The organism is Thermosipho sp. (in: thermotogales) (genome assembly GCF_020054775.1).
Lineage (GTDB): Bacteria > Thermotogota > Thermotogae > Thermotogales > Fervidobacteriaceae > Thermosipho > Thermosipho africanus.
This window is the reverse complement of the sequence record NZ_JAIHAP010000009.1, coordinates 1-22,478: the sequence shown is the minus strand read 5'-3', so window position 1 is coordinate 22,478 and position 22,478 is coordinate 1. Positions and strand designations below refer to the sequence as shown.

The window sequence follows — 22,478 nt, the reverse complement described above, 5'->3', positions numbered from 1 at the left end:
CATGTTTAAAAGATACGACATGGGGATTGATTTGGGTACTGCAAATACACTAGTTTATGTTAAAAATAAAGGTATAGTTGTTAATGAACCATCTGTTGTTGCTATAAATGTAGAAACAGATGAGGTTTTAAAAGTTGGGAATGAAGCGAAAAATATGATAGGTAAAACGCCTGCTTATATAAAGGCAATTAGACCTTTAAAGGACGGAGTGATTGCAGATTACAACGTTGCACTTGCAATGCTTTCCTACTTTATTAATAGGGCACAAAATGGATTTTCTTTGTTTAGGCCATTAGTTGTAGTAGGTGTTCCAGTTGGAATTACTGAAGTAGAAAGTAGAGCAATACTTGAAGCAGGAAACGAAGCTGGTGCGAAAAGGGTTTTTTTAATAGAGGAACCTATGGCAACAGCTATTGGGGCAAATTTAAATGTTGAGGAACCAACTGGAAATATGGTTGTTGATATTGGGGGAGGTACAACTGAAATTGCAGTAATTTCACTTGGAAGTTTGGTTACTTGGACTTCTATTAGAGTTGCAGGGGATGAATTAGATGATGCTATTATTCAATATGTTCGTGAAGTGTATAGAGTGGTTATAGGTGAAAGAACTGCTGAAAGAGTTAAAATAGAAATAGGGAATGTTTTCCCTGACAAGGAATATGATGAACTTGAAACATCAGTAACAGGAATAGATTTATCGAGTGGTCTTCCAAAGAAATTGGTGTTAAAGGGCGGAGAAATTAGAGAAGCTTTGAAACCTATTGTAATGCAAATAATAGATTCAACTAAAGCAACGCTTGAAAAAACTCCTCCAGAATTAGTTGCAGATATAACTGAACGTGGAATAGTTGTTGCAGGTGGAGGTTCGCTTTTAAGAGGAATAACAACTTTAATTGAAAAAGAAACAGGAATAAATGCAATTGTTGCAGATGAGCCAATGACATGTGTAGCACGTGGAGCCGGTATGGTCCTTGATAAAGTTTCAATTCTTTCGAGGTTAAGGAGGAATGAATGAATAAAGTAGAGATAATTTTGGTGTCATTGCTAGTTACATTGTTTTTGTTTGCCTTAAATTTTATTTTGGATGGTAAAGTAGTTGAAATTGCGGGGGAATATTTTAGTGTTTTTTCTAAACCTTTTTTTTCGTTGAAAATGAGATTTATGAATTCTTTTGAAAACAAAAATGAATGTAAAATAATTGTATTTGATGAAATGAAAAATGAGCTTTTACCTTTATCTTATACGGAAAAGGGAGTATATTTTTATAAAATAGAATCTCCTGGAATAATTTTGACAGATGATAAAAAAATATTAGGAATAGCAAGAAAAACCGGAAAGTTTATTTTTGTAAAAAAATGGTGGTATGATAATGTTGAAGTAACAGTTGTTGCTGATAATTTTGAAGTAGAAGGATTTTTGAAAGAAGGAAAGCTTGAAGTTTTTGATAATGTTCAAATAAATAATGCGAAAATATTTTTATCAAAAAATACTCCTTACGGTTTGGCACTTATTAAGATGGGAATTTATCTTGCTGAAATAAAGGATGGAGTTTTTAAGTTGAATTTACCAGATATAAAAACAAAGAGGATTTATTTTATTCTAAATGATTATATTAAGAATAATTTGGGAGGAGATAGGGATGAGTGAATACGAAAAAATGACAAGAGAAGAATTGATAGCAAAAATTAAAGAACTTGAAGATGAAGTTTTATTTTTAAAATCCAGACAAAATGAACTTGAAGGACTTTTAAATGAATATTCGGAGATAGTGAAAAAGCAATTTGAAGCTTTTGACGATTTTATTAAGGATCTTGGAACGAAAAGAATGGTTGATCCACTAACTCGTGTATATTCAAAAGAACACATTTTAAAATTGATAAGCTATTATCATCAAAAAGCATTTGAAGAAAATTTTGAATATGCAATAGTGATGATCAAACTTTTAGATATCAACAGTAAAGAGGATTTTGAAAAAGAACAAATTATAATTACTTTAGGTAAAGTTCTTAGAGAAGCAGTAAGAGTACCACTTGATAGCATTGGAAGATATTCTTATGACTCTTTCTTGGTGCTTTTAACAGAAATTACAAAAGAAAATGCTGAAACTGTAAAAGAGAGAATAGCACACCTTATTGAATTGAAAATTCCAGATGTGAAATTTGAAATTAAAATGGCAGTTTATCCACATGATTCAACAAGTTTAGAAGAATTATTAAATATAGTAAAAGCATAAAGGATGATAAAATGGGGTATTTTAAGGTAAAAAATTCAATATTAAATGGAAATGTAAGAATTTCTGGTGCAAAAAATTCTGCATTACCTATTTTGGCGGCTACTATATTGAGTTCAGAAAAATTAGAGATTGAAAATGTTCCAGATCTTTTAGATGTTCAGACAATGATAGAGATATTGAGAAAAATTGGAAAGAAAGTAATATTTGAAAATAATAAAGTTACTTTAAATGGAACAGTAGAAAATCATGTTGTTCCATATGATTTGGTCAGAAAAATGAGAGCTTCTTTTAATGTTGCAGGACCACTTGCTGTTATTCTTGGTGAAAGCAAGGTTTCTCTCCCAGGTGGGTGTGCTATAGGAGTTAGACCGGTTGATTATCATATAATGGGATTAAAAAAATTGGGATTTGAAGTTGAGATAGAACATGGGGAAGTATACATAAAAAAGGGCAAAAAGGAAAAAGAAGTAATTATTAATCTTCCATTCCCAAGTGTTGGTGCAACAGAACATTTAATGACGACTGCAGCTTTAATGGAAGGAACTACTGTTATAGAAAATGCTGCTATGGAGCCAGAGATTGTTGATCTTCAAAACTTTTTAAATTCTTTAGGTGCAAAAATTCAAGGAGCGGGAAGTAGGAAAATAGTAATTGAAGGGGTTAACTCATTAAATGGCGGAAGCTACAAAGTAATTCCAGATAGAATCGAGGCAGGAACGTATGCTATTGCAATAGCTGCAACCGGTGGAAAGGGTTATATAGAGGAAATAATCCCAGAACATTTGGAAATATTATGGGAAATTCTTAAAGAAACAGGTACGAATGTAATCATTGAAAAGAACAGAGTTTTTGTAGATGGAGAAGGTAAAAAGAGAGGAATAAATATAAATATTCAACCTTATCCTGGTTTTCCTACCGATCTTCAACCACAAATTTTAGTTTATCTTTCATTGGCTGATGGTGTTAGCATGGTTGTGGAAAATGTTTTTAAAAATCGATTTCATCATATTGATGAACTTGTTAGAATGGGAGCAGACATAAGAGTTGTTGATGGTACAGCTATTGTCAATGGAGTAAAAAAATTAAGTGGAACTAAAGTTGAAGGAACAGATTTGAGGGCAACAGCTGCTTTAATAATTGCTGGCCTTGTTGCCGAAGGTACTACTGAGGTTCATAATGATTTTCATGTTTTAAGAGGTTATGAAAATATTGTTGAAAAAATTAGACATTTAAATGGAGAAATTGAACATATAGTTTGAGGTGATTTTCTTTGAAAAGAAAGTTGTTATTATTCTTATTAGATGTTCTTGCAACCATTATTGCTGGTGTAGCAGCTTTGTTTATAAGGTTTGGTTTTGATTTTGTTGAAATGGATAAGTATAATGAGTCTATCTATTTCTATGTTATTATAGCTGCAGTTGTTTATGTTTTAAATGGAAATTACAAGATAGTTTGGAGATACGCTAATCAAAAAGATTTTTTGGTTATTTTCAGAGGAACACTTTTTTCTTATCTACTAACAGTTATGTTTTTTCACTTTTATAGATCATTTGTTTTGCCTAGATCTGTTGGTATGATTACTTTTCTTGGCTCTTTTATGTTTATTTTAACGGGAAGACTTCTGTACCAATTTTTTGTGCAAACATCCAAAAATCACACCAGAAAATTTTTGATTGTAGGTACTGAAAATATGGCGGTTTCTTTGGCAGAAGATATTGAAAAAAACAAAGTAGGTGAAATAGTAGCTTTTGTAGATGATGATAAATCTAAAATTGGAAGAACTATTATGGGTAAAAAAGTCTATGGTCCAATTTCTAAAATTGGTGAACTTTCAAAGGTCATAGATTTTGATGAATTAATAATTGCAATTCCTGGAATTACAAGTAATAAGGTAAATCAAATAGTAGATTTAGTTGATTTGAGTAAAGTAAAAGTAAAAATTATTCCTTCTTTTGAGGAAATTCTTAGTGAAAAAGTAAAGATAGATGATATAAGGAATATTTCACTTGAAGATATTATTGGAAGAAAACCTATTGATGTAAATTTGCAAGAAATTGGTGAATATTTAAAAGATAAAGTTGTTTTAGTTACAGGAGCAGGAGGAAGTATCGGGAGTGAGCTTTGTAGACAAATTGTTATTCAAAAACCTAGGAGTTTGATATTATTAGGTAGAGGCGAAAATAGTATATATGAAATTTCTGAAGAATTGAATGAGAAATACGCAGATGTTGAAATTTTTAGAGCAATTGGTGATGTAGAAAACAGAGAATGGATGGAAAAAATTTTTGAAAAGTTCAAACCAGATATAGTTTTTCATGCGGCAGCTCACAAGCATGTACCTTTGATGGAAGAAAATCCTTATGAAGCAATAAGAGTAAATGTCTTTGGTACAATAAATTTGGCAGATATATCATGTAAGTTTAATGTAGAAAAATTTGTTTTTATTTCAACTGACAAAGCAGTTAATCCAACGTCATTTATGGGATTGAGTAAAAGGATAGCTGAACTTTATATATTATCTAAGAAATGTTCTACAAGATTTTCAATTGTAAGATTTGGTAATGTTATAGGAAGTCGCGGCAGTGTGCTTTGGAAATTTAAAAAACAAATTGAACAGGGAAAGCCAGTAACTATAACACATCCTGATATGAGGCGTTACTTTATGAGTATTCCAGAAGCAGTTTCACTAGTTTTAGAATCAACGATCTTAAATGGTAATCTTTTTGTTTTAGATATGGGGGAACAAATTCCAATTGAGGAGATTGCTAGAAAACTTGGAAAGATCTTAGGAAAAGACAATATAGAAATTGTTTATACGGGAATTCGCAGAGGTGAAAAATTGTATGAAGAATTATTTTATCCATATGAAGTGGCAAATAGAACCAAACATCCGAAAATTTTTAGTGTAAAATATGATAAACCTTTCAATGAAGACGAAATAAAGAAAAATTCTCTTGAAATTTTAGAAAATTTGAAGGGTTTTAATTTCGAAAAAGCGTGCGAATATGCAAGAAAATTGGTTCCAGAATTTAAATTTAGAGGAGGAATAGAATGAGATTTATTGATAGTTTTACGGTAAAATATGTAAGAAAGAATAAGAAGGATTATTTAGCAAAAATTGTTAAAAATCTTTCTGAATATCATGAAAATGGCCTGAAATGTGAGATTAAATCTAATCAAAATTTTGGTAGAATAAAGCTAGAATTATATGAAACTTCAAAAGAGGGCGAATTAATTTTATTTAAGGGTTTATTTTTTTCAAATATTGATGATTTTGAATTTTCTGAAGTAAGGGTATTTTCAGAAAAACTTTTATTAAATAATAGTCTTGTTTCTGATGTGATTGTATCTGAGATTTCTGATAACGTTATAAAAGGTCTTATTTATGACAATGATGTTGTTTATGTGGTTTTGGATGAAAATAAAACTAGAGAAATGACTAATAATGAAATTTCATACTTGGTTTTAAAATACTTAGTTGAGAATATTTTTGAAGAAGAATTTAGAAAAGATGATTATGAATTAGAAATTGAAACTGAGATTACAGACTTTTTCATGTGAGGTGTGGTTATGTTAATGGGGTTTATCTTATTGGGATTGGGGATTTTAATATTATTTTCGGTATTTTTCTCCTTTTCATATTCTTTTATTTTTCTAATTGGGTTTCTTATAATTGGATTTGGGATTTACAAATTAATAAGAAGTTTTCCAAAAGGTATCGCTGCTATAATTGTTGGAAGTATTATTGTTGCTAGTGCTTTTGGAAAAATTCATTTTGATGTTTTGGAGTTTATAGTGATTTTAATTAGTTCTGGATTAATAGAAGTAGGCTTAGATTTGATTGTAAAGAAAAAGGGATGAAGCTATGATATAATAATTTTTGCAATAAATATAAACTGGAGGTGGGCGAATGGGTGCTGTTGATAAAAAAAGAACTATTTCTTTGATAGGTCATAATGGATCAGGAAAGAGTGTGTTATTGTCTAGTATGCTTTTTAATGCTGGAGTACTTGATAAAATAGGAAATAAAGATATTGATTATGATCCAATTGAGGGTGAAAAAGGTTCGAGTCTATCCTCACATATTGCCTCTTTTAATTTTGATGGTACTCAATATACGGTTATAGATACCCCAGGTTTTAGTGATTTTGTTGGGGAAGTAATTAATGCGATCTATGTTACGGAAAATATTGTATCAGTTGTTAATGCTACAGCTGGAGTTGAAATTCAAACTGAAAGAACTTGGGCAATTGCAGAAGAAATGAAAAAACCAATTGCTGTTTTTATAAATCAAATGGATAAAGAAAGAGCAAATTTTGAAGAATCACTTGAAAGTTTAAAAGAGAGATTTGAGAAAAATTTTGTTCCAATTTTTTATCCTATTGGAGCAGAAGATAGTTTTAAAGGAATTGTTGATATTTTCTCTTCGAAAGCTTTCGTCTATGAAAATGGTAAAGCAAAAGAAGTTGAAGTTCCAGCGGAATTAAAAGATAAAATTGAAGAATTGAAATCTTCAATGATTGAAGATATAGTTTCTCTTGATGAAGAATTAATGGAAAGGTATTTTAATGATGAAGAAATATCAGCTGAAGAATTATTAAAAACTTTAAAAAAGGGATATAAAACTGGGGAGATAGTACCTGTATTTTGTGGTTCAGCTGAAAAAAATATTGCTGTAGATCAATTCCTAAAAGTAATGACTATTTTAGGAGTAAATCCATCTGAAGGGAATTCCTATAAAGCTGTTTTAGAAACTGGTGATGAAGTTGAAGTAGTGCCAGTTGAAGATGAACCAATTGTTGCTTATACTTTTAAAGCAATTGTTGATCAATTTGTTGGAAAATTGAGCTTTTTAAAAATAATCAGTGGAAAATTAAGTTCTGGGGATACACTTATAAATGTGAATAAGGGAACAAGTGAAAAAATTGGACATTTATATTTACCTGTTCTTAAGAGTACCAACGAAGTTCCAGAGGCTTCATGTGGAGATATTATAGTCATTCCTAAATTAAAGGAAAGTTCAGTTGGAGATACAATGACCCATAAAGATAGAAAACTTAAGATAGTACCACCAGAATTTCCAGAACCAATGATTTCAAAGAGTATAAATCCAAAATCCAAATCTGATATTGATAAGATCAGTAACGGGCTTGCAAGACTTGCAGACTCTGATCCAACATTTAGTTGGGAATTTGATCCAGAAACTTCTGAAACAGTTATCTCTGGAATTGGAAATATCCATTTGGATGTAATGGTTGAAAGGCTTAAGAACATTTTTGGTGTTGATGTTGAGGTTGGTAAGCCAAAGATCGCTTATAGAGAGACAATAATGGGAAAGGCCATTGGAGAACACAAACACAAAAAGCAAACAGGTGGACATGGACAATATGGACATGTTAAGATAGAAATTGAGCCACTTGAAAGAGGAAAAGGATTTGAATTTGTTGATAAGATAGTTGGTGGAGTAATTCCAAAGAACTTTATACCTTCAGTGGAAAAAGGTATAAGAGAAGCAATGAAGAAGGGATCTCTTGCAGCATATCCAGTTGTTGATATTAGAGTTACATTGTTTGATGGTTCATATCATGAAGTTGATTCTTCAGATATTTCTTTCCAAATAGCTGCAATTCAAGCATTTAGAAAAGCATTTGAGCAGGCAAAACCTGTATTATTGGAACCAGTTATGGAAGTTTCCGTATTTGTTCCAGATGAGAACGCAGGTGACGTAATGGGAGAAATTAGTTCAAGAAGGGGAAGACCTCATGGAATGGAGCCAGCAGGAAAAGGTATTACAAAGATTACTGCAGAAGTTCCACTAGCTGAAATGTTAGACTTTTCTGGAAGATTGTCTTCAATTACAAGTGGTAGAGGATACTTTACAATGAAGTTCTCAAAATACGATATAGTTCCACCAAATGTGCAAGAAAAAATTATTCAAGAAAGAAAACGTGAATTAGAACAAGAATAAAATTTTTATATGTAAGTAAAAATGAGGCGCAACTATGCGCCTCATTTTTTTAAGGAAAAGTGCTTGAACATATAGAAGAATACTATGGACAAAGTATAACTTGGAGGGTTGATATGGAAAAAAAAGGAAAATTTCTAAAATTTTTAGTTGCATTCATTATAGCTGTGTTGTTTTTTTCTAATTTAATATTTATTTCCTATTTTAAGTTTCAGCTAAATCAAGTTTATGGAATTGATGAAGGTATTTTTTCTAATTTTAAGAGTTATTCAGCTTACTTATTGTCAAAAATACCATTGGTAAATAAATTTGTTAAATATGAACCTTTAAGTATAAATGAGCCAAAAAAATATTTTGAAGAAGTTTTGGAAAGTTACAAGAAAAATATTGAGGAGTTAATAAAGCAATCTGAGGAAAAGTTAAAAGAAGCAGAAAAATTAAAGCAAGAAAATGAGTTATTGTATAAAACATTAAAGTCAATAGAGGATGAATGGAAAGAAAGGAAAATTAAAGAAGAAATTTCGAAAGTTGAAGTGGTTAAGAAAGTTGAAAATTTAGATAGCTTAGTTGAAATATTTAAAAATGGTGACTCAAAAGAACTTTTGCCTTTAATGAATAGCGAGAAAGTTGATGTAAAAACTTTAGCTGTTGTATTTCAAAAACTTTCACCTGATTTAAGAAGTGAAATGGTACAATCTTTAGCCTCGGTAAATCCAACAAAAGCTGCATCAGTGGTTAATACAATATACAATGTCGAAGAGATTTTAAAGGAAGTTAATAGTAAAATAAAGGAATTAGAAGATTTTTACGCAAAATTGTATGAAAGAGAAAGCCAATTAATATCTCTTGAAGGTTTCAATAAAGCTATAAAAAGTTACATTTTAAGTTTAACAGAGGAAGAAATAAAAGCTTTTATAAATCAATATCAAGAATCTCCTAAGATAGTAGCTTATATATTGTCCAATCTAGAGCCTAGTAAATCAAGAAATATACTTAAATGGTTGAAAGAAAATAATGAAAAATTGTTTATTGAGATAATAAAACTTGGTGGTGGGATCGAATGAACTTTTTGACGCAGATTATTAATATAAAAAAAGGTTCTAATTTAAAATTAACAACAAATGAAAAAATAAAAGATAATCAAAACTTTAAAGATTTTGAAAAAGCGCTGCTTGAAACAAAAAAGAAAGTTATGGCTAATTTCCTTTCTAAAAGAGTATTTGAAATATCTAGTAGCATGAAAAAAGAATTAACAACTCCTGCTACGGAGTTAAAGAAAGCTATAGAAAGTTTATCATTGACAAATAATAGGCAAAATGGAGCTGGGAAATTAAATGATTTAGGTGGAAAAAATGTAATTATTAAGGATGATACTAACAAAGTTATAGAAAAAAATACCAACGCACTGGATGCAGAGAAAAAAATAGTTATTGAAAATAGTAAAATTCTATCATTGAAAAAATTAGAAGAAAATTCTAAACTAAGTGATAAAGAATTCGAAACTAAAATAAGTAAAAAAGATCAAGATTTTATTTCAAAAGAAATTAAAAGTATTAGCAAAAAGGTTATTGTTGATGAAAGTAAAAATAATTTGCCAATTAAAACAAATTTAGATTCAAGTATTGAAAATATCGATATAAAGAAAAGTAGTAATAAAAAAGAAATAAAAATAATTCCTAATTCTAAAGATAATAAAGCTAAAGCTGAAATTGTTTCAAAAACAGATGTGGTAAAAAAGCTAATAGTCAATGAAAGAAAATTAATAAAGGACGATGGATTAAAAAAGGAAATTTCGAAAGTTGAAGTGGCTAAAAAAGTCGAAAATTTAATTCAAAAAGATATCAAAGATAAGGTAATTGTTAAAGATAAAGATTTAAACAAAATTCAATTGGAAGATAAGTTTAAGTCAAAAATTCAGTTCATTGAAGATGTAGAGCAAAAAATAAAAAGTAGTATAGGTTTAGGAAGTGGAAGTTCTTTAAATGGAAAGAAATTTGAAAGTGATACTAAAAATCTTTATTCGAAAAAAAGTAATGAAAAGATTTATGGTCTAGAAAATAAAAAAATAATTAAAGGTGCATTGAAGAAAGAAAAAATAATTAGTAAAAATTTTGTGGATAGAGTTTTAAACATACCAGATAACAATAAAAAAATTGTTGTTATTAATGAAAAAGAAATAAATCTAAAAAAAGGTGAAAAACTAATAATTTTAATAGATCCAAATAAATTGTTAAGTTTAGAGAGTAAAACAACTAAATACGAATATAAAAAAGTTTTGAAAAATAATTTAACTTCAAGGAAAATAACATGGAATGATAAATTGGAGAGAATTCCTTTAGTTTTAAAAATTAATTTAAAAGATTTTGTAAAAGGTAGTAATGAGATAAAAGATAATTTTGAAGGTTTGAATGAAAAAGATAATATAAAGTTAAAAATTTCAAGCAAAAAGTTTTTGATATTGGATAATAAAGTTAATGTTGATAGTGTTTTTCCAAATGATAGCACCATAAAAGCTGTTGTTTTACAGCCGATGATAGTCAATATATTAGATAATAAAGAAAATTTTGAAAGTATCAGAAAATTGGATAGTCTGATGTTGAAAAAAGAACATACTGGGCATTTAAAAATTGATTTAAAGTCTATAAAGAAAAATGTGGAAACTTTGAATGAATTAATTAGGAAAATGGAAAGTGTTTCGAAGAATAATAAAAGTGAGGTAAATGTAAAGTTTGTTTTTGAACGAGAAAATAAAATTTCAAAATTGAAAAGTGAATTTAGTGATATAAAACCAAAAGTTTCTAATAATATAAAAGAGTTTTATGCCAAAAAAAGTTACCAATCTCTTTCGCATATTGATGAGAATATTGTGAGGTCTGGCGATTTACAAACTGGGAAGGTAGATTTGAATCAGAAGGTAGAAATTGAAACTCAAAATAGAAATATAGAGAATATTTACAAAAAAGTTGTTGAAATGATAAATTTTAAGGGAGAAATAATTAAAGAAAAAGCGGTTATAAATTTAGAACATCCTGCTTTTGGAAAAATGGAAATAAATTTGGAAAAGGTAAAAGATGAAATAGTTGTAAAGTTTGTATTTGATAATAGTGATTCAAAGGAAATTATAGAAAAGGGATTGGTTAATTTAAGAGAAAGATTATTAAATGTAGGTTTAGAAGTAAAAGAATTTAATTTAGAAGTTAAAGAAGAGCAAGAATGGTACGAGGATGAAAATCAGCATCCTAATGAAGATCAACAACAAGAGCAAAAGAGAAGACAAAAAAGGTGGGTGAAGCAAGATGATGAATTGGGTTTCGATGGATAATATATACAATTTGAGTACAAATTCAAAAAAACAAGAAATAAAAAAGGAATTAGACAAAGAAGCTTTTTTGGAACTTTTAGTAACTCAATTAAAAAATCAAGATCCATTAGAACCATTGAAAGACAGAGAATTTATTGCCCAAATGACACAGCTATCCACATTAGAACAGATTACTAATATGAGCGAGTCTGTACAGAAGTTTGTTGAAAGTTCTGCTTCATTGTATAGAGCTCAAGCTTCTTCCATGGTTGGAAAGTATGCAGTTGTAAAATCTAATGTGTTAGAGCTATCAAACGGGACAACATCGACTCAAGTTTTCAAATTAGAGTCTCCATCGCATGTTATTTTAAAAATTTACGATGAGAATGGAAAATTGGTTCGTCAAGAAGATTTGGGTAATTTGAGTGAAGGAATGCAGACTTTTCTTTGGGATGGTAGAAGCGATGATGGTGTGATGCTTCCTGATGGGAAATATACTTTCAATCTTTATTCAGTACAACCTGATGGAAATTTAGAGGAAATTTCTGCTATGGATGGAGGAAAAGTGGAAGCAGTACAATTTAGGGATAATGATGTTTATGTTCTAGTAAATGGAAATTTGTATCCTATAAGTTCAATAATAGAAATTTCGCAAGAGGGGTGAAATAGATGATTAGGTCAATTTATAGTGGTGTTACAGGATTGCAAGGATTTCAACAAGCAATTGATGTTGTTGGGAATAACATTGCAAATGTTAGTACAATTGGCTTTAAAGCTTCTAGGGTTACTTATGCAACGACCTTTTCCCAAGTATTAGAATTATCTAAAAGAGCCACAGAATTAACAGGAGGTACAAATCCAAAGCAAATTGGTTATGGTGTTAAGGTAGCATCTATTGATAAAATCATGTCACAAGGAAGTTTTCAAAATACTGGAAAGAAAACAGATTTAGCAATTCAAGGAGATGGCTTTTTCATTTTAAAAGATGGTTCAGGAAAGATATATTATACAAGAGCTGGTAATTTTGATTTGGATGTAAATGGTACATTGGTACAAGCATCTTCAGGACTTAAATTACAAGGATGGGTTGCAGAACCGGATCCAGAATCAGGAAAGAGATTTGTTGATACTAATAAGCCAATATCAGATATTCAAATTTCTGCAGGTCTTTCAATGGCTGCTAAAAAAACATCTTATATGACTGTTGCTAATAATCTTGATGCAAGAGTTGGGCCTAGCAAAACAGTTATGACACTTTCTGGTTATGGAGGAAATTCTGTAGATGTAAAAATACTTTTTGACCGTGAAAGTGGGGCATTGCAAGAACCATTCTCAGATTACCAGATTTATAGAGCAAAGGTTTATAGTGGAAGTGATGATTCTGTTGATGGAGAAATTTATATTAAATTTGATAAATTTGGAAATGTAGTTCAATCTGGAGCGATAAAGCAATCACTTTCTGCAACAGCAACGACTGATGGAAGCTTAACTTTGAACAATATTCAACAAGATGATGGAAATTATACGTTTATTATAAAAGATTCAAACGGAAGTATTTTGGATGTTCAAACTTCGAGTGTTTCAAGTGGTAATGCAACAATTTCATCTGAAAAAATTGTTAATGGTGGAAATTATATCGTAGAAATAGCAAACGATGTTGTTGACTTGCAAACTCCTGGGTATGTATTATCAACGGAAACTCCAACTAGTGTTGCAGCAAATCAGATAGACTTTACATATAATGGAACAACTACCTCTTCACCTATAAAAGTATTTGTAAGAGACGGAAATGGTAATTTAGTGGGAGAGTATAGCTTAAATAATATAACAAATGGAACTTCATATAGTTTATCAGGAGTTTTTAATCCAAGTGGAACGTATACAATAGAAGTAGTAAGAGAAGATACTGTTAATAGTGTAGTAGTACCTGGTAGTGGTGAACCTAGATTTTATGAGGCAGATAATCCAACAAATTTTGCAGTTTCTGAATTTAATTCTCCATTTTACACAACTTCAGTGCAAGTTTATGATACATTAGGAAATGCCTATACTTTGTATATAGATTTTGTAAAACTTTCAGCAAATTACTATGACGGTACAGACACTTTCAAAAATGCTTGGGCTTTTAGAGTAAGAAACGCAAGTGGGGAAAATATTAAATATCTTTCTAATTATGAAACAGGTCAAGAAATTACTAGTGGAACAGCTGGTGTTATGACATTTGATGAAAGCGGAAGATTTACTGGCATTTATGCTTTCGATCCTTCTACTGGCAAGGTAAATAGAGGTGAATCAATAGATGCTATAAAATTTGATGCCGGTGAAAATGGAGATGGAGAAGTAAAGATAAAGTTAAATTTGACTGGAATAACTCAATTTGCAGCAACTTCTGATGCTTATGTTACAGAACAAAATGGTAATGCTCAAGGAACTCTAGAATCTTTCTCAATAGCTGAAAATGGAGATATAATTGGAACATTTAGTAATGGGCTTACTGATAAGCTAGGAAAAGTAGCACTTGCTATATTTAATAATCCTGCTGGTTTATTGGAAGCTGGGAATTCATTATATACAGAAAGTGCAAACAGTGGAGGAGCAATAATTAGACAACCAGGTTTTGGTGGTTCTGGTTCTCTAATATCAGGTGCATTAGAGATGTCAAATGTAGATTTATCAGAAGAATTTACAAAATTAATTATTGCACAGAGAGGTTTTCAGGCAAATGCTAGAGTTGTAACAACTGCTGACCAAATTCTTCAAGAAGTTGTTAATTTGAGACGATAATAATTGAGGAGTGATTTTTATAATTTTACTTACTTCATTATCAGGACAGCAATTTTATTTAAATGCAGATTATATCGAAAAAGTAGAAGAACTCCCTGACACTACAATAACTTTGTACAACGGAAAAAAATATATAGTTTCAGAAGATGCTAAGACAGTTATAGAAAGAATTATTGAATATAAAAAGAAGATTTTGAATATTCCTCCTTTATTTAAGGACGGTGATGATTAATGGATATAGCATTAATTGGTGGTGTCGGTATAGCTTTTGCTATGGTTGTCTTTGGAATTGTTTCTGGTGGTGGAGATTTTGCCGCGTTTATTAATATTCCATCCATTGTTATAGTTATAGGTGGTTCTATTGGTGCTGCAATTGCAGCAAATCCGAAAGATATTGGTTTTAAAATTGTTCAGATAGCACTTGAAGCTTTGAGAGAACCAAAAACCGATTATGTAAATTTGTTAAAAACGTTAGTATCTTTGTCAGAAAAAGCAAGAAGGGAAGGTCTCTTATCACTTGAAGAAAATATAGAGCAACTCGATGATCCATTTATGAAAAAAGGTCTTCAACTTTTAGTAGATGGTACAGAACCTGAAGTTTTAAAATCAATGCTTGAAATAGAAGTTGAAGTTGCTAGTAATGAAATGAATTTGAAGAAGGGATTATTTGAAGCAATTGGAGCATATGCTCCTGCGTTTGGAATGATAGGAACTTTGATAGGGTTGATACAAATGCTTAAGAGCCTTAATGATCCTAACTCGTTAGGTCCTTCAATGGCAGTTGCATTAATTACTACATTGTATGGTTCTATAATGGCAAATGCTATGGCTCTTCCTATAGCAGAAAAAATTGCAAAAAGGGTAATAAGTTTTGAAATGGAAAAAACGATGATTTTAGAAGGAATTTTGTCAATTCAAGCTGGTGAAAACCCAAGAATATTGGAGGAAAAATTAAAGTCCTTCTTACCAGATGCTGTAAAAGCTCAGTATGAAGCAGCTACTCAGGAGGCGGGCGCATAATAATGGCTAAAAAACAAGAATGCCCAAAGGGTGCTCCGCTTTGGATGACAACATACGGAGATATGGTGACCCTTTTACTAACATTTTTTGTTTTGCTATTTGCAATGTCAAGTATTAGTCCAGGAAAATTTCAACAGGTTGCAGTTGGATTAACATCGGCGTTAAATGGTAATCCACCAAGTGTTCTTACAGGAGGAAAATCTTTGCAGACTGAGCCTTTGATATCGCAAAATCCGGGTGTATATCAGGAGATATTGAAAATTTCAGAAGAGTATAAAGGAAAAGTAACAGTAGAGGAAAGAGACGAAGGTACGTTAATTACAATTAGCGATTTGGATATATTTAATCCCGGTAGTGCGCGTTTAACTGCCGAAGCAAAAAAATTATTAGAAAAATTAGGAGCAGTAATTATTGAACATACAACAAATGTTTTAGAAATATATGGATACGCTAATGAAATTCCTGTACCAGAAAATTCTATTTACCAATCAAACTGGCATTTAAGTTCCGCAAGAGCATCAAGTGTTGTTTACTTTTTTACTACAGAACTAAAGCAAAAGAGAACTCTTGAAAGAATTGCAGATATACAATTGGGAAGATTCGACCCAGATTACTATTATGCAGCTGAAAGATTTTTGCCAATTGGAAAGGGAGATATTGAAATTCAAAAGGAAATAAAAGCATTAAGAAATTTGTACGAATTTGAACTTGAAGAGATGAGAAAAAAATTAGTTGCTGGTGAAATAACAAGAGAAGAATGGAATAATTTTGTAGCACAAAAAACTGAAGAAACAGATAATAAGATAAGACAATTAAGAGAGAAGTATAGAAGAATTGATATTTTAATTAAACGTGAACTTGCAAAATAGGAGGGATTTTAATGCCAGAAGAAGAAATCCAAGAAGGACAACAACCTAAAAAAAAGAAAGGAATAATGGGGTTATTAGGACCTATTTTGATACCGCTTGTGATTTCATTAGTTGTTAGTGTTGCAGTGGTAATGTTTTTGGGTAATAATACTCAAGTCCAAACTCAGAAAACAACCACTACGACCACTACGACAGCAGTTCCAATAAAAGCAGTAGTTATTCAAACAGGAACCTATCAGACATTTATGTTAAAAGGTGGTAAAGAGGTTGCTGTAATAGATTCTTTATCTTTTAAAGTTGGAAGTGACCAATGTAGAAGTTTAATTGCTGAAAAAAATGATGAAATTATGGATGCATTAATGTTGATATTTTTGAGTAAAGAAAGAACAGAGATAAATACTCCAGCTGGGATTGAACTTTTAAAAAAGCAAATTAAAAACGCTGTTAACGAAATTACCGGCTTTGTTGGTGAAAAAGAAAAGGAAGGGGTAATTGATGTATATTTGTATATAAAGGCCGTTAGTTCCGTTCAATAATTGAGGTGATAAAATGTCTGATGTTTTGAGCCAAGAAGAAATAGATCGATTACTGCAAGCGGTTAATCAAGGGGAAGTATCAATTGAAGAAGTAAAAAAAGAAGAGGAAGAAAAAAAAGTAAGAACATATGATTTTTTAAGGCCTAGAAAATTTTCAAAGGAACAAGAGAGAACTTTACAAATGCTCCATGAAAATTTTGCAAGGAGCCTTTCAACTTATTTTTCAGGGCGTCTTCGTAGCTTTGTAGCAGTTGATTTGGTCGGTCTTGATCAGATGACTTATGATGAATTTGTAAAGTCAATTCGCAATCCTTCATATATAGCAGTTTTTTCTGCCAAAGAATTTGTTGGGAGTGCAATTTTGGATATAGATTTAGAAATATTTTTTGGGGTATTAGAAATATTACTGGGAGGGCCTGGTATGAATGTGGAAATTAACAGGCCTCCAACAGATACTGAAATTGAAGTAATGAGAAAAGAAGTAGTAAACATCTTAACTAACTTGGTACAAGCATGGAGTACCGTTTATTCTTTTACACCAGTTATTGAAGCAATTGAAACAAATCCACAATTTGTTCAAATTGTTGCTTCAAATGAAATGGTTCTTGTAATTACATTATTGTTAAAAATAGGAAATATTGAGGGATATATTAATATTTGTTGGCCATCATCTTTGGTTGAACCTATTGGTGAAAAATTAACTACTCAAAGTTGGTTTAAGACCAAGCAAAAAATAGTTTCTGAAGAAGACATGAAAGCATTACGTGAAAATTTAGCAAGAACAATTGTTGAACTTTCGGTAGCTGTTGGCGAGACTAATTTAACGCTATGGGATATATTGAACCTAGAGGTTGGAGATGTTATAAGATTAGATACTTTTAAAGAAGATCCTTTAAAAATTAAATTAAATGGTAAAGATAAATTCTTAGGTGTTCCAGGAGTATTTAAAGGAAAATATGCGGTAAAGATTGTTGAGGTTCTCGATGAGGAGGAGATAAAATGATGGGTGATGAACAATTTTTATCCCAGGAGGAATTAGATTCATTACTTAATCAATTAAATGAAGATGAAGATTTAACTGAGATAGAAAAAGATATGTTTGGTGAAATAGGGAATATTATAATGGGGAGTGGAACTACTGCGCTTTCAACTTTGCTTGGGAGGAAAGTTGATATTACTGTTCCAACAGTTGATTTGAAAAAAATTTCAGAAATAAAAAAAGAAGTTACAGGAAAAAATGCAGTAGTTTCCATACATTTTAAAGGTGCAATAGAAGGTCTAAATGCTCTTATTATTCCGCAAATGCTGGTTGCACAAATAGCTAACATAATGATGGGTGGAACGGGAGAAGTTGAAAATGAAGAAGTTGATGAAATATCATTGAGTGCTGTGTCAGAAGCTATGAATCAGATGATGGGAGCTGCAGCAACTTCCCTTTCTGACATGTTAAAAAAGCCTGTAGATATTACTCCACCAACTGTTGAATTGATTGATTTTGATGGTGAAAACGTTAATTTCCCACCTATTGCAACTAGTGATGATGCGGTTGTAGCTAAGGTTAATTTTAAGCTTGTAATCGAGGGTTTAGAACCAGCTGATTTCTTTTTGGCAATGCATCCAGAGTTTGTTAAAAAATTATATAGTATGATTTTTGAGAGTGAAAAACAAGAAAAGGTAAAATCGAGCGCAGCAGAAACTTCTTCATCTGTTTCTACTCAAAATTATGCCGAGCATTCTGCTACAACTACAAAAAATGTAGAGAAAAATCCTGTTTCGGTATCTCCAGTACAATTTCAATCTTTTGAAAGTGGCGGAACTGTAAAATCAACAGGAGAAATACCTGATAGAATACAGGCACTTCTTGATATTCCACTTAATGTTGTTGTTGAGCTTGGAAAGACAAAACTTACTTTAAAGCAAGTTATGGAATTATCAGTAGGTTCTCTAATTGAATTGGATAAGCTTACCGGTGAACCGGTTGATATTATTGTAAATGGCAAGTTGATTGCCCGTGGTGAAGTTGTAGTAATTGATGAAAATTTTGGAGTAAGGATTACGGAAATTGTAACACCTCAGGAGAGATTTTATACACTAGAATAACTCCCTTCAGTGCTGAAGGGAGTTTTTTTTAATATGATATTTTTTCAAGTATTTTATCACACAACTTTCCTTTATAACCATTCTCATTTGAAAGCTCACTTAGTAATCTAACTAGGCTGAAAAAGCTGTCTTTTGGAACAGAATTTGAAAATTTGATTAAATTTCCTGCAATTATTTCTGCTTTTTCATGTAATTTTTTTGCATTTTCTTCATCAAGATTTGAAAAAAAGTCAATTATTCTTAGAATTATTGAATTAGCTTCATGTAGTTCTAATTTTTCTGGAATAATTCCTTCTAATAGCAATTGATTTGCAGTAGGAATATTTAAGAAGAGGTTTTCCGTAAATATTTTTGCTGCTTCTGGCCCAAGTATTCCAGAGGCAAGTTGATATCCGAAAATTTTTTTCTCCTCATCGGAAAGTTTTTTGAATACATTTCCAAGCTTATGCCAGCTTCTTGGGCTTGGTTTTATGGTTGTCTTTAGTGATATATGATTTGAGGAATATAAAAATTCAGGATTTTTTTCAATAAATTTTATTATTTCATTTGGAATATCGTTTTTTTGTGCCCATTTTAACCATTCTTCAAGGTCAGGTGTAATTTCAAGGATAAAGAATCTTGACAAAAATGCAGGATCAGTTATTAAATCTACCTGGTCATATTCTTCATCAGGAGGATTCATAGAAGCTACAATCCAAGTGCCTTCTGGCAATATGTGATTATGAATTCTTTTGTCAACCAAGAGCTGCATAATAGCGTTCCTAATGCTTCTATGAGATCTATTGATTTCATCTAAGAAAAGTATTGTTTGATTATTTTTAGGCCACCAATCAGGTTCAAGAAAAACTGTTTTATCATCTTGCCTTGAGGGTAGTCCTATTAAATCTCCAGGTTCCATTTGTGAAAGAACTAAAATAATTAATTCTCTGTTTGTCTCACGAGCGATTTCTCTAATTATATCGGTTTTACCTACACCAAAATGGCCAACTAAAAGTGGTATTTCACCGCTTTCCATTATTTTGCGGGCTAGAGTTTTTGCTTCTAAAAGTGTCAAGTTGAGCACCTCCCAGTTCTTCGATGAGTTCTTCTATTAGTGTTTCTTCTTTAAAAGTTTCAGTTAAACCGTATATATAAGATCTTCCACTTTTTTTTCTTTTAATTACGCCGTTATAAAGTAGCTGTTTTAAAATATTTGTAGAATCTTTCCCACGGATTCCATCTATTTCCTTTTTTGTTGCTTCTTTCTTTGTTGCAAGAAGTATTACAATTTCAAGTTGTTGATTTGTAAGAGTGCTTAAAGAACGTCTTTTTACAACTTTTTCAATATGTGAAGAATACTGCTTTTTCGTGTAAAATTTTAAATATCCATCTATGTTTTTTAATTCAATTCCAGATTCAGAATTATTGTTATATTTTGAATAGAGATGTTCTATAATCTTATTTATTTCATCCTGATCAATATTTGTTAGTTCGCTGAGTTTTTGAATAGATATTCCTTTTGATGCAAATATAATTGCTTCGATTAGTGCAATTTTTTCTTTTTCCATAGACTAAACACTCCTAATGTAAAATTCTTCATCTAAAGTTATTTTTTTAAGTTTAATTAGTTCTAGTATTGCAAGAAAGTACATTATAATTTCATACTTGCTATTTAAGTTTTTAAGAATTTCATATAAGTTTTTGTTGATATTAGAATTTAGAACCTTACTCATTATAGTTTCGATTGTGATTTCTTCTTTTTTGATTTTATATACTTTTTGCTTTAATTCAACTTCTTTTATAGCATTTTTTATTATATCTTTTAACTTTTTTTCGTTAATTTTCGGAAAAACAGTTTTTACAGAAACTGGCATTTTTTCAATATTTAAATTTTCGCTATTTTTAACTTTTTCGACTAAATCTTTTAAGGCTGCATATTGCTCAACTTGTGAATAAAATTTTTCTTTGGATATTTTAAAAGACTCATCCTCACTGCTTCTTGGTAGAAGACTTTTTGATTTTAACTCCATTAAATAAGAAGCAGTGACTATAAATTCAGAAGTTATATTAAGATTTAAATTCTTCATTTGTTGTAAATACTCATAAAACTCATCAGCAAGCTGAGAAAGAGGAATATCCCTAATACTTAGTTTCTTCTTTTTTACTAAATATATTATTAAATCTAATGGACCTTCAAATTCTTGGAATTTAAATACTAATTCCATTAAAAACCTTCTTCTTCAATGATAGATATGTATTTGATATTATATATTTCAAGTAAATTTGCTACTGATTCAGGATCTTCACATTGAATTTTTATAGAAACCTGTCTTTTGTTGTCGTCTTTGAGAGTAAGAATTGATAAAATGTTCATTTTATTATTTGCAAGAACATCTATTACTCTTTTTAGTTCACCAGGTTTATCTTCAAGTTCTAAAATTATTCTGGTTCCTTGTTCATCCATTGCTGAAAGTTCAATAAATGCTTCAAGCACCTCTTGGACAGTTAAAACTCCAATAACTTCTGCGTTATTATTTACAACTGGAAGAACTTGATCTTTGTTTTCTATTAACATTAGTGCTGCTTCTTCGACATTTGAATCTTCGACTACATAAAAATCTGGAAAAGTTACATACATATCGATTTTTTCGTCGAGTTCTGAATCTCTGATACTCGATTTGTAAACAACACCCTCGAACTTGTCATTTTCATCTAATACTATACAATAATTACAGGAAAATTCTCTCATTTTTCTTAAAGCATTTCCTATTTCTTCGTCTTTTTTTACTGTTGGAAAGTGTTGTAAAACCCATTTTTTTACATTCATATTTTGCCCTCCTCTTTTTACTAAGTAAATAATTTTTTAGAATTCAAATATGTTTATCTCGCCATTTTCAGCACAGACAACGGCTATTTCGCCTTTATAACTAAAAATTTCAATGGGAAAATCACCTGTCTCGATTTCTTGTATTGTATTGTTATCAAATATTATAAGCTTATTGTTTGATGCAGAGAGAATGTATAGTTTATCGTTTATAATTTTTGCGTAAGTTGGTTGATAATTTAATTTTGCTACCTTTTCTATTTTACCACTTTCTATGCTGTAAATTGTATTACTAAACATTGAACCAAAGTAAAGTTTTTTATTCCAGATTATTGCAAATGATATGTAAGGTTCCGACTTATACAATTTCTTTTTATCAATTTCTAAAATATTCCCCCCTCTTGTATCTATTATAAAGTTATCTACTAATAATGAGGGTGTAGTAAGGTTATAGTTATAAATTTTTCCTTGATATTCAAAATCAATATTGTTTTTCCAGATATATAATCCAATTGGTTTGCTTTTGTAAAAATAGAAATAATTTGGTGTTGAGAGAAATTTGTGATAGTATACTAAGTTTAAATTAAAGTCATAGCCAAATAGATTCCCCTCGGAATCAAGAATGTAAATTATGCTATTAATACGATTGTAGAAAATTGGTCTGTGCTCAAGTCTTTTTGTATGTTTTTTTTGTTTTTTTAAATCAATTAGGATTATTTCTTTTCCAACAGTATCAATAATGAATAAATAATTTTTGTCTGTATATGATATTGCAGGATACACTCCAACATTATTAAATAGATATTTTAATTTGTTTGTTTCTAAGTCATAAATATATACCTTTCTTTCTATAGAACTTGTTAAAAC

Annotated in this window: 23 protein-coding genes; 18 read left to right on the top strand and 5 right to left on the bottom strand. The window is 30.5% G+C overall.

Going from position 1 to position 22,478, the window contains the following annotated elements; genetic code table 11:
• The first annotated feature begins 1 nt into the window (after position 1).
• The 18 genes from JG780_RS03115 (at position 2) to fliY (ending at position 18,808) form a co-directional block, all read left to right on the top strand.
• Positions 2-1,015, top strand: coding sequence for a rod shape-determining protein (locus JG780_RS03115; RefSeq protein WP_126992334.1), 1,014 nt, complete (start codon positions 2-4; stop codon positions 1,013-1,015).
• Entirely contained in the window at positions 1,012-1,647 is a 636-nt protein-coding gene (locus JG780_RS03110) for a hypothetical protein (RefSeq protein WP_287569170.1), read from the top strand. The genes JG780_RS03115 and JG780_RS03110 overlap by 4 nt, the downstream gene beginning before the upstream one ends.
• On the top strand, positions 1,640-2,233 hold the full coding sequence (locus JG780_RS03105) for a GGDEF domain-containing protein (RefSeq protein ID WP_287569169.1): 594 nt from the start codon (positions 1,640-1,642) through the stop codon (positions 2,231-2,233). Before JG780_RS03110 ends, JG780_RS03105 begins: the two co-directional genes overlap by 8 nt.
• Positions 2,234-2,244: 11 nt before the next feature.
• A complete protein-coding gene (gene murA / locus JG780_RS03100; protein WP_012580305.1) occupies positions 2,245-3,492 on the top strand; it encodes a UDP-N-acetylglucosamine 1-carboxyvinyltransferase in 1,248 nt (415 codons plus the stop codon).
• 11 nt (positions 3,493-3,503) lie between these two features.
• Entirely contained in the window at positions 3,504-5,288 is a 1,785-nt protein-coding gene (locus tag JG780_RS03095; protein WP_287569168.1) for a polysaccharide biosynthesis protein, read from the top strand.
• Positions 5,285-5,794 (top strand): hypothetical protein, encoded by a 510-nt coding sequence (locus tag JG780_RS03090; protein ID WP_287569167.1) that lies wholly within the window; start codon positions 5,285-5,287, stop codon positions 5,792-5,794. The genes JG780_RS03095 and JG780_RS03090 overlap by 4 nt, the downstream gene beginning before the upstream one ends.
• Before the next feature lie 9 nt (positions 5,795-5,803).
• Positions 5,804-6,094 (top strand): LiaF transmembrane domain-containing protein, encoded by a 291-nt coding sequence (locus JG780_RS03085; RefSeq protein ID WP_249030999.1) that lies wholly within the window; start codon positions 5,804-5,806, stop codon positions 6,092-6,094.
• Between the two features lie 49 nt (positions 6,095-6,143).
• Positions 6,144-8,201, top strand: coding sequence for an elongation factor G (gene fusA, locus JG780_RS03080; RefSeq protein WP_012580309.1), 2,058 nt, complete (start codon positions 6,144-6,146; stop codon positions 8,199-8,201).
• A gap of 113 nt (positions 8,202-8,314) precedes the next feature.
• Positions 8,315-9,262 (top strand): hypothetical protein, encoded by a 948-nt coding sequence (locus JG780_RS03075; RefSeq protein WP_012580310.1) that lies wholly within the window; start codon positions 8,315-8,317, stop codon positions 9,260-9,262.
• The gene (fliK, locus tag JG780_RS03070) at positions 9,259-11,520 is read left to right on the top strand and encodes a flagellar hook-length control protein FliK (RefSeq protein ID WP_012580311.1); all 2,262 of its coding nucleotides are present in this window, start codon (positions 9,259-9,261) and stop codon (positions 11,518-11,520) included. Before JG780_RS03075 ends, fliK begins: the two co-directional genes overlap by 4 nt.
• The gene (locus tag JG780_RS03065; protein WP_012580312.1) at positions 11,495-12,163 is read left to right on the top strand and encodes a flagellar hook assembly protein FlgD; all 669 of its coding nucleotides are present in this window, start codon (positions 11,495-11,497) and stop codon (positions 12,161-12,163) included. The genes fliK and JG780_RS03065 overlap by 26 nt, the downstream gene beginning before the upstream one ends.
• A 5-nt stretch (positions 12,164-12,168) precedes the next feature.
• Positions 12,169-14,283, top strand: a complete 2,115-nt coding sequence (locus JG780_RS03060) for a flagellar hook-basal body complex protein (protein WP_012580313.1) — start codon at positions 12,169-12,171, stop codon at positions 14,281-14,283.
• Positions 14,284-14,302: 19 nt separating this feature from the next.
• Positions 14,303-14,515, top strand: coding sequence for a flagellar FlbD family protein (locus tag JG780_RS03055; protein ID WP_041427341.1), 213 nt, complete (start codon positions 14,303-14,305; stop codon positions 14,513-14,515).
• Positions 14,515-15,303 (top strand): motility protein A, encoded by a 789-nt coding sequence (locus tag JG780_RS03050; protein WP_004102430.1) that lies wholly within the window; start codon positions 14,515-14,517, stop codon positions 15,301-15,303. The genes JG780_RS03055 and JG780_RS03050 overlap by 1 nt, the downstream gene beginning before the upstream one ends.
• A gap of 2 nt (positions 15,304-15,305) precedes the next feature.
• Entirely contained in the window at positions 15,306-16,172 is an 867-nt protein-coding gene (locus tag JG780_RS03045) for a flagellar motor protein MotB (protein WP_004102432.1), read from the top strand.
• Positions 16,173-16,183: 11 nt separating this feature from the next.
• A complete protein-coding gene (locus JG780_RS03040) occupies positions 16,184-16,708 on the top strand; it encodes a flagellar basal body-associated FliL family protein (RefSeq protein ID WP_012580316.1) in 525 nt (174 codons plus the stop codon).
• A 13-nt stretch (positions 16,709-16,721) separates the two neighbouring features.
• Positions 16,722-17,711, top strand: a complete 990-nt coding sequence (fliM, locus tag JG780_RS03035; protein ID WP_012580317.1) for a flagellar motor switch protein FliM — start codon at positions 16,722-16,724, stop codon at positions 17,709-17,711.
• Positions 17,711-18,808 (top strand): flagellar motor switch phosphatase FliY, encoded by a 1,098-nt coding sequence (gene fliY / locus JG780_RS03030; RefSeq protein WP_287569184.1) that lies wholly within the window; start codon positions 17,711-17,713, stop codon positions 18,806-18,808. The genes fliM and fliY overlap by 1 nt, the downstream gene beginning before the upstream one ends.
• A gap of 28 nt (positions 18,809-18,836) precedes the next feature.
• Here the strand turns inward: fliY and JG780_RS03025 are convergent, their stop codons facing one another.
• From JG780_RS03025 to JG780_RS03005, 5 genes are all read right to left on the bottom strand, one after another.
• Positions 18,837-19,862: an AAA family ATPase gene (locus JG780_RS03025; RefSeq protein ID WP_041427225.1), complete on the bottom strand. Its 1,026-nt coding sequence runs from the start codon at positions 19,860-19,862 to the stop codon at positions 18,837-18,839.
• Positions 19,810-20,355, bottom strand: a complete 546-nt coding sequence (gene scpB / locus JG780_RS03020; RefSeq protein WP_004102444.1) for an SMC-Scp complex subunit ScpB — start codon at positions 20,353-20,355, stop codon at positions 19,810-19,812. Before scpB ends, JG780_RS03025 begins: the two co-directional genes overlap by 53 nt.
• A gap of 3 nt (positions 20,356-20,358) precedes the next feature.
• Complete coding sequence (locus JG780_RS03015; RefSeq protein ID WP_012580321.1) at positions 20,359-21,012, bottom strand: segregation and condensation protein A; 654 nt, start codon at positions 21,010-21,012, stop codon at positions 20,359-20,361.
• Positions 21,012-21,614 (bottom strand): CBS domain-containing protein, encoded by a 603-nt coding sequence (locus tag JG780_RS03010; protein WP_287569166.1) that lies wholly within the window; start codon positions 21,612-21,614, stop codon positions 21,012-21,014. Before JG780_RS03010 ends, JG780_RS03015 begins: the two co-directional genes overlap by 1 nt.
• Positions 21,615-21,650: 36 nt before the next feature.
• Positions 21,651-22,478: YncE family protein (locus JG780_RS03005; RefSeq protein WP_287569165.1), on the bottom strand; the 828-nt coding region annotated here is incomplete at its 5' end.

Coding starts and splice junctions, on each gene's coding strand:
- JG780_RS03115 (WP_126992334.1), top strand. CDS start 2: ATGTTTAAAAGATACGACATGGGGATTGATTTGGGTACTGCAAATACA.
- JG780_RS03110 (WP_287569170.1), top strand. CDS start 1,012: ATGAATAAAGTAGAGATAATTTTGGTGTCATTGCTAGTTACATTGTTT.
- JG780_RS03105 (WP_287569169.1), top strand. CDS start 1,640: ATGAGTGAATACGAAAAAATGACAAGAGAAGAATTGATAGCAAAAATT.
- murA (WP_012580305.1), top strand. CDS start 2,245: ATGGGGTATTTTAAGGTAAAAAATTCAATATTAAATGGAAATGTAAGA.
- JG780_RS03090 (WP_287569167.1), top strand. CDS start 5,285: ATGAGATTTATTGATAGTTTTACGGTAAAATATGTAAGAAAGAATAAG.
- JG780_RS03085 (WP_249030999.1), top strand. CDS start 5,804: ATGTTAATGGGGTTTATCTTATTGGGATTGGGGATTTTAATATTATTT.
- fusA (WP_012580309.1), top strand. CDS start 6,144: ATGGGTGCTGTTGATAAAAAAAGAACTATTTCTTTGATAGGTCATAAT.
- JG780_RS03075 (WP_012580310.1), top strand. CDS start 8,315: ATGGAAAAAAAAGGAAAATTTCTAAAATTTTTAGTTGCATTCATTATA.
- fliK (WP_012580311.1), top strand. CDS start 9,259: ATGAACTTTTTGACGCAGATTATTAATATAAAAAAAGGTTCTAATTTA.
- JG780_RS03065 (WP_012580312.1), top strand. CDS start 11,495: ATGATGAATTGGGTTTCGATGGATAATATATACAATTTGAGTACAAAT.
- JG780_RS03060 (WP_012580313.1), top strand. CDS start 12,169: ATGATTAGGTCAATTTATAGTGGTGTTACAGGATTGCAAGGATTTCAA.
- JG780_RS03050 (WP_004102430.1), top strand. CDS start 14,515: ATGGATATAGCATTAATTGGTGGTGTCGGTATAGCTTTTGCTATGGTT.
- JG780_RS03045 (WP_004102432.1), top strand. CDS start 15,306: ATGGCTAAAAAACAAGAATGCCCAAAGGGTGCTCCGCTTTGGATGACA.
- JG780_RS03040 (WP_012580316.1), top strand. CDS start 16,184: ATGCCAGAAGAAGAAATCCAAGAAGGACAACAACCTAAAAAAAAGAAA.
- fliM (WP_012580317.1), top strand. CDS start 16,722: ATGTCTGATGTTTTGAGCCAAGAAGAAATAGATCGATTACTGCAAGCG.
- fliY (WP_287569184.1), top strand. CDS start 17,711: ATGGGTGATGAACAATTTTTATCCCAGGAGGAATTAGATTCATTACTT.
- scpB (WP_004102444.1), bottom strand. CDS start 20,355: ATGGAAAAAGAAAAAATTGCACTAATCGAAGCAATTATATTTGCATCA.
- JG780_RS03015 (WP_012580321.1), bottom strand. CDS start 21,012: ATGGAATTAGTATTTAAATTCCAAGAATTTGAAGGTCCATTAGATTTA.
- JG780_RS03010 (WP_287569166.1), bottom strand. CDS start 21,614: ATGAATGTAAAAAAATGGGTTTTACAACACTTTCCAACAGTAAAAAAA.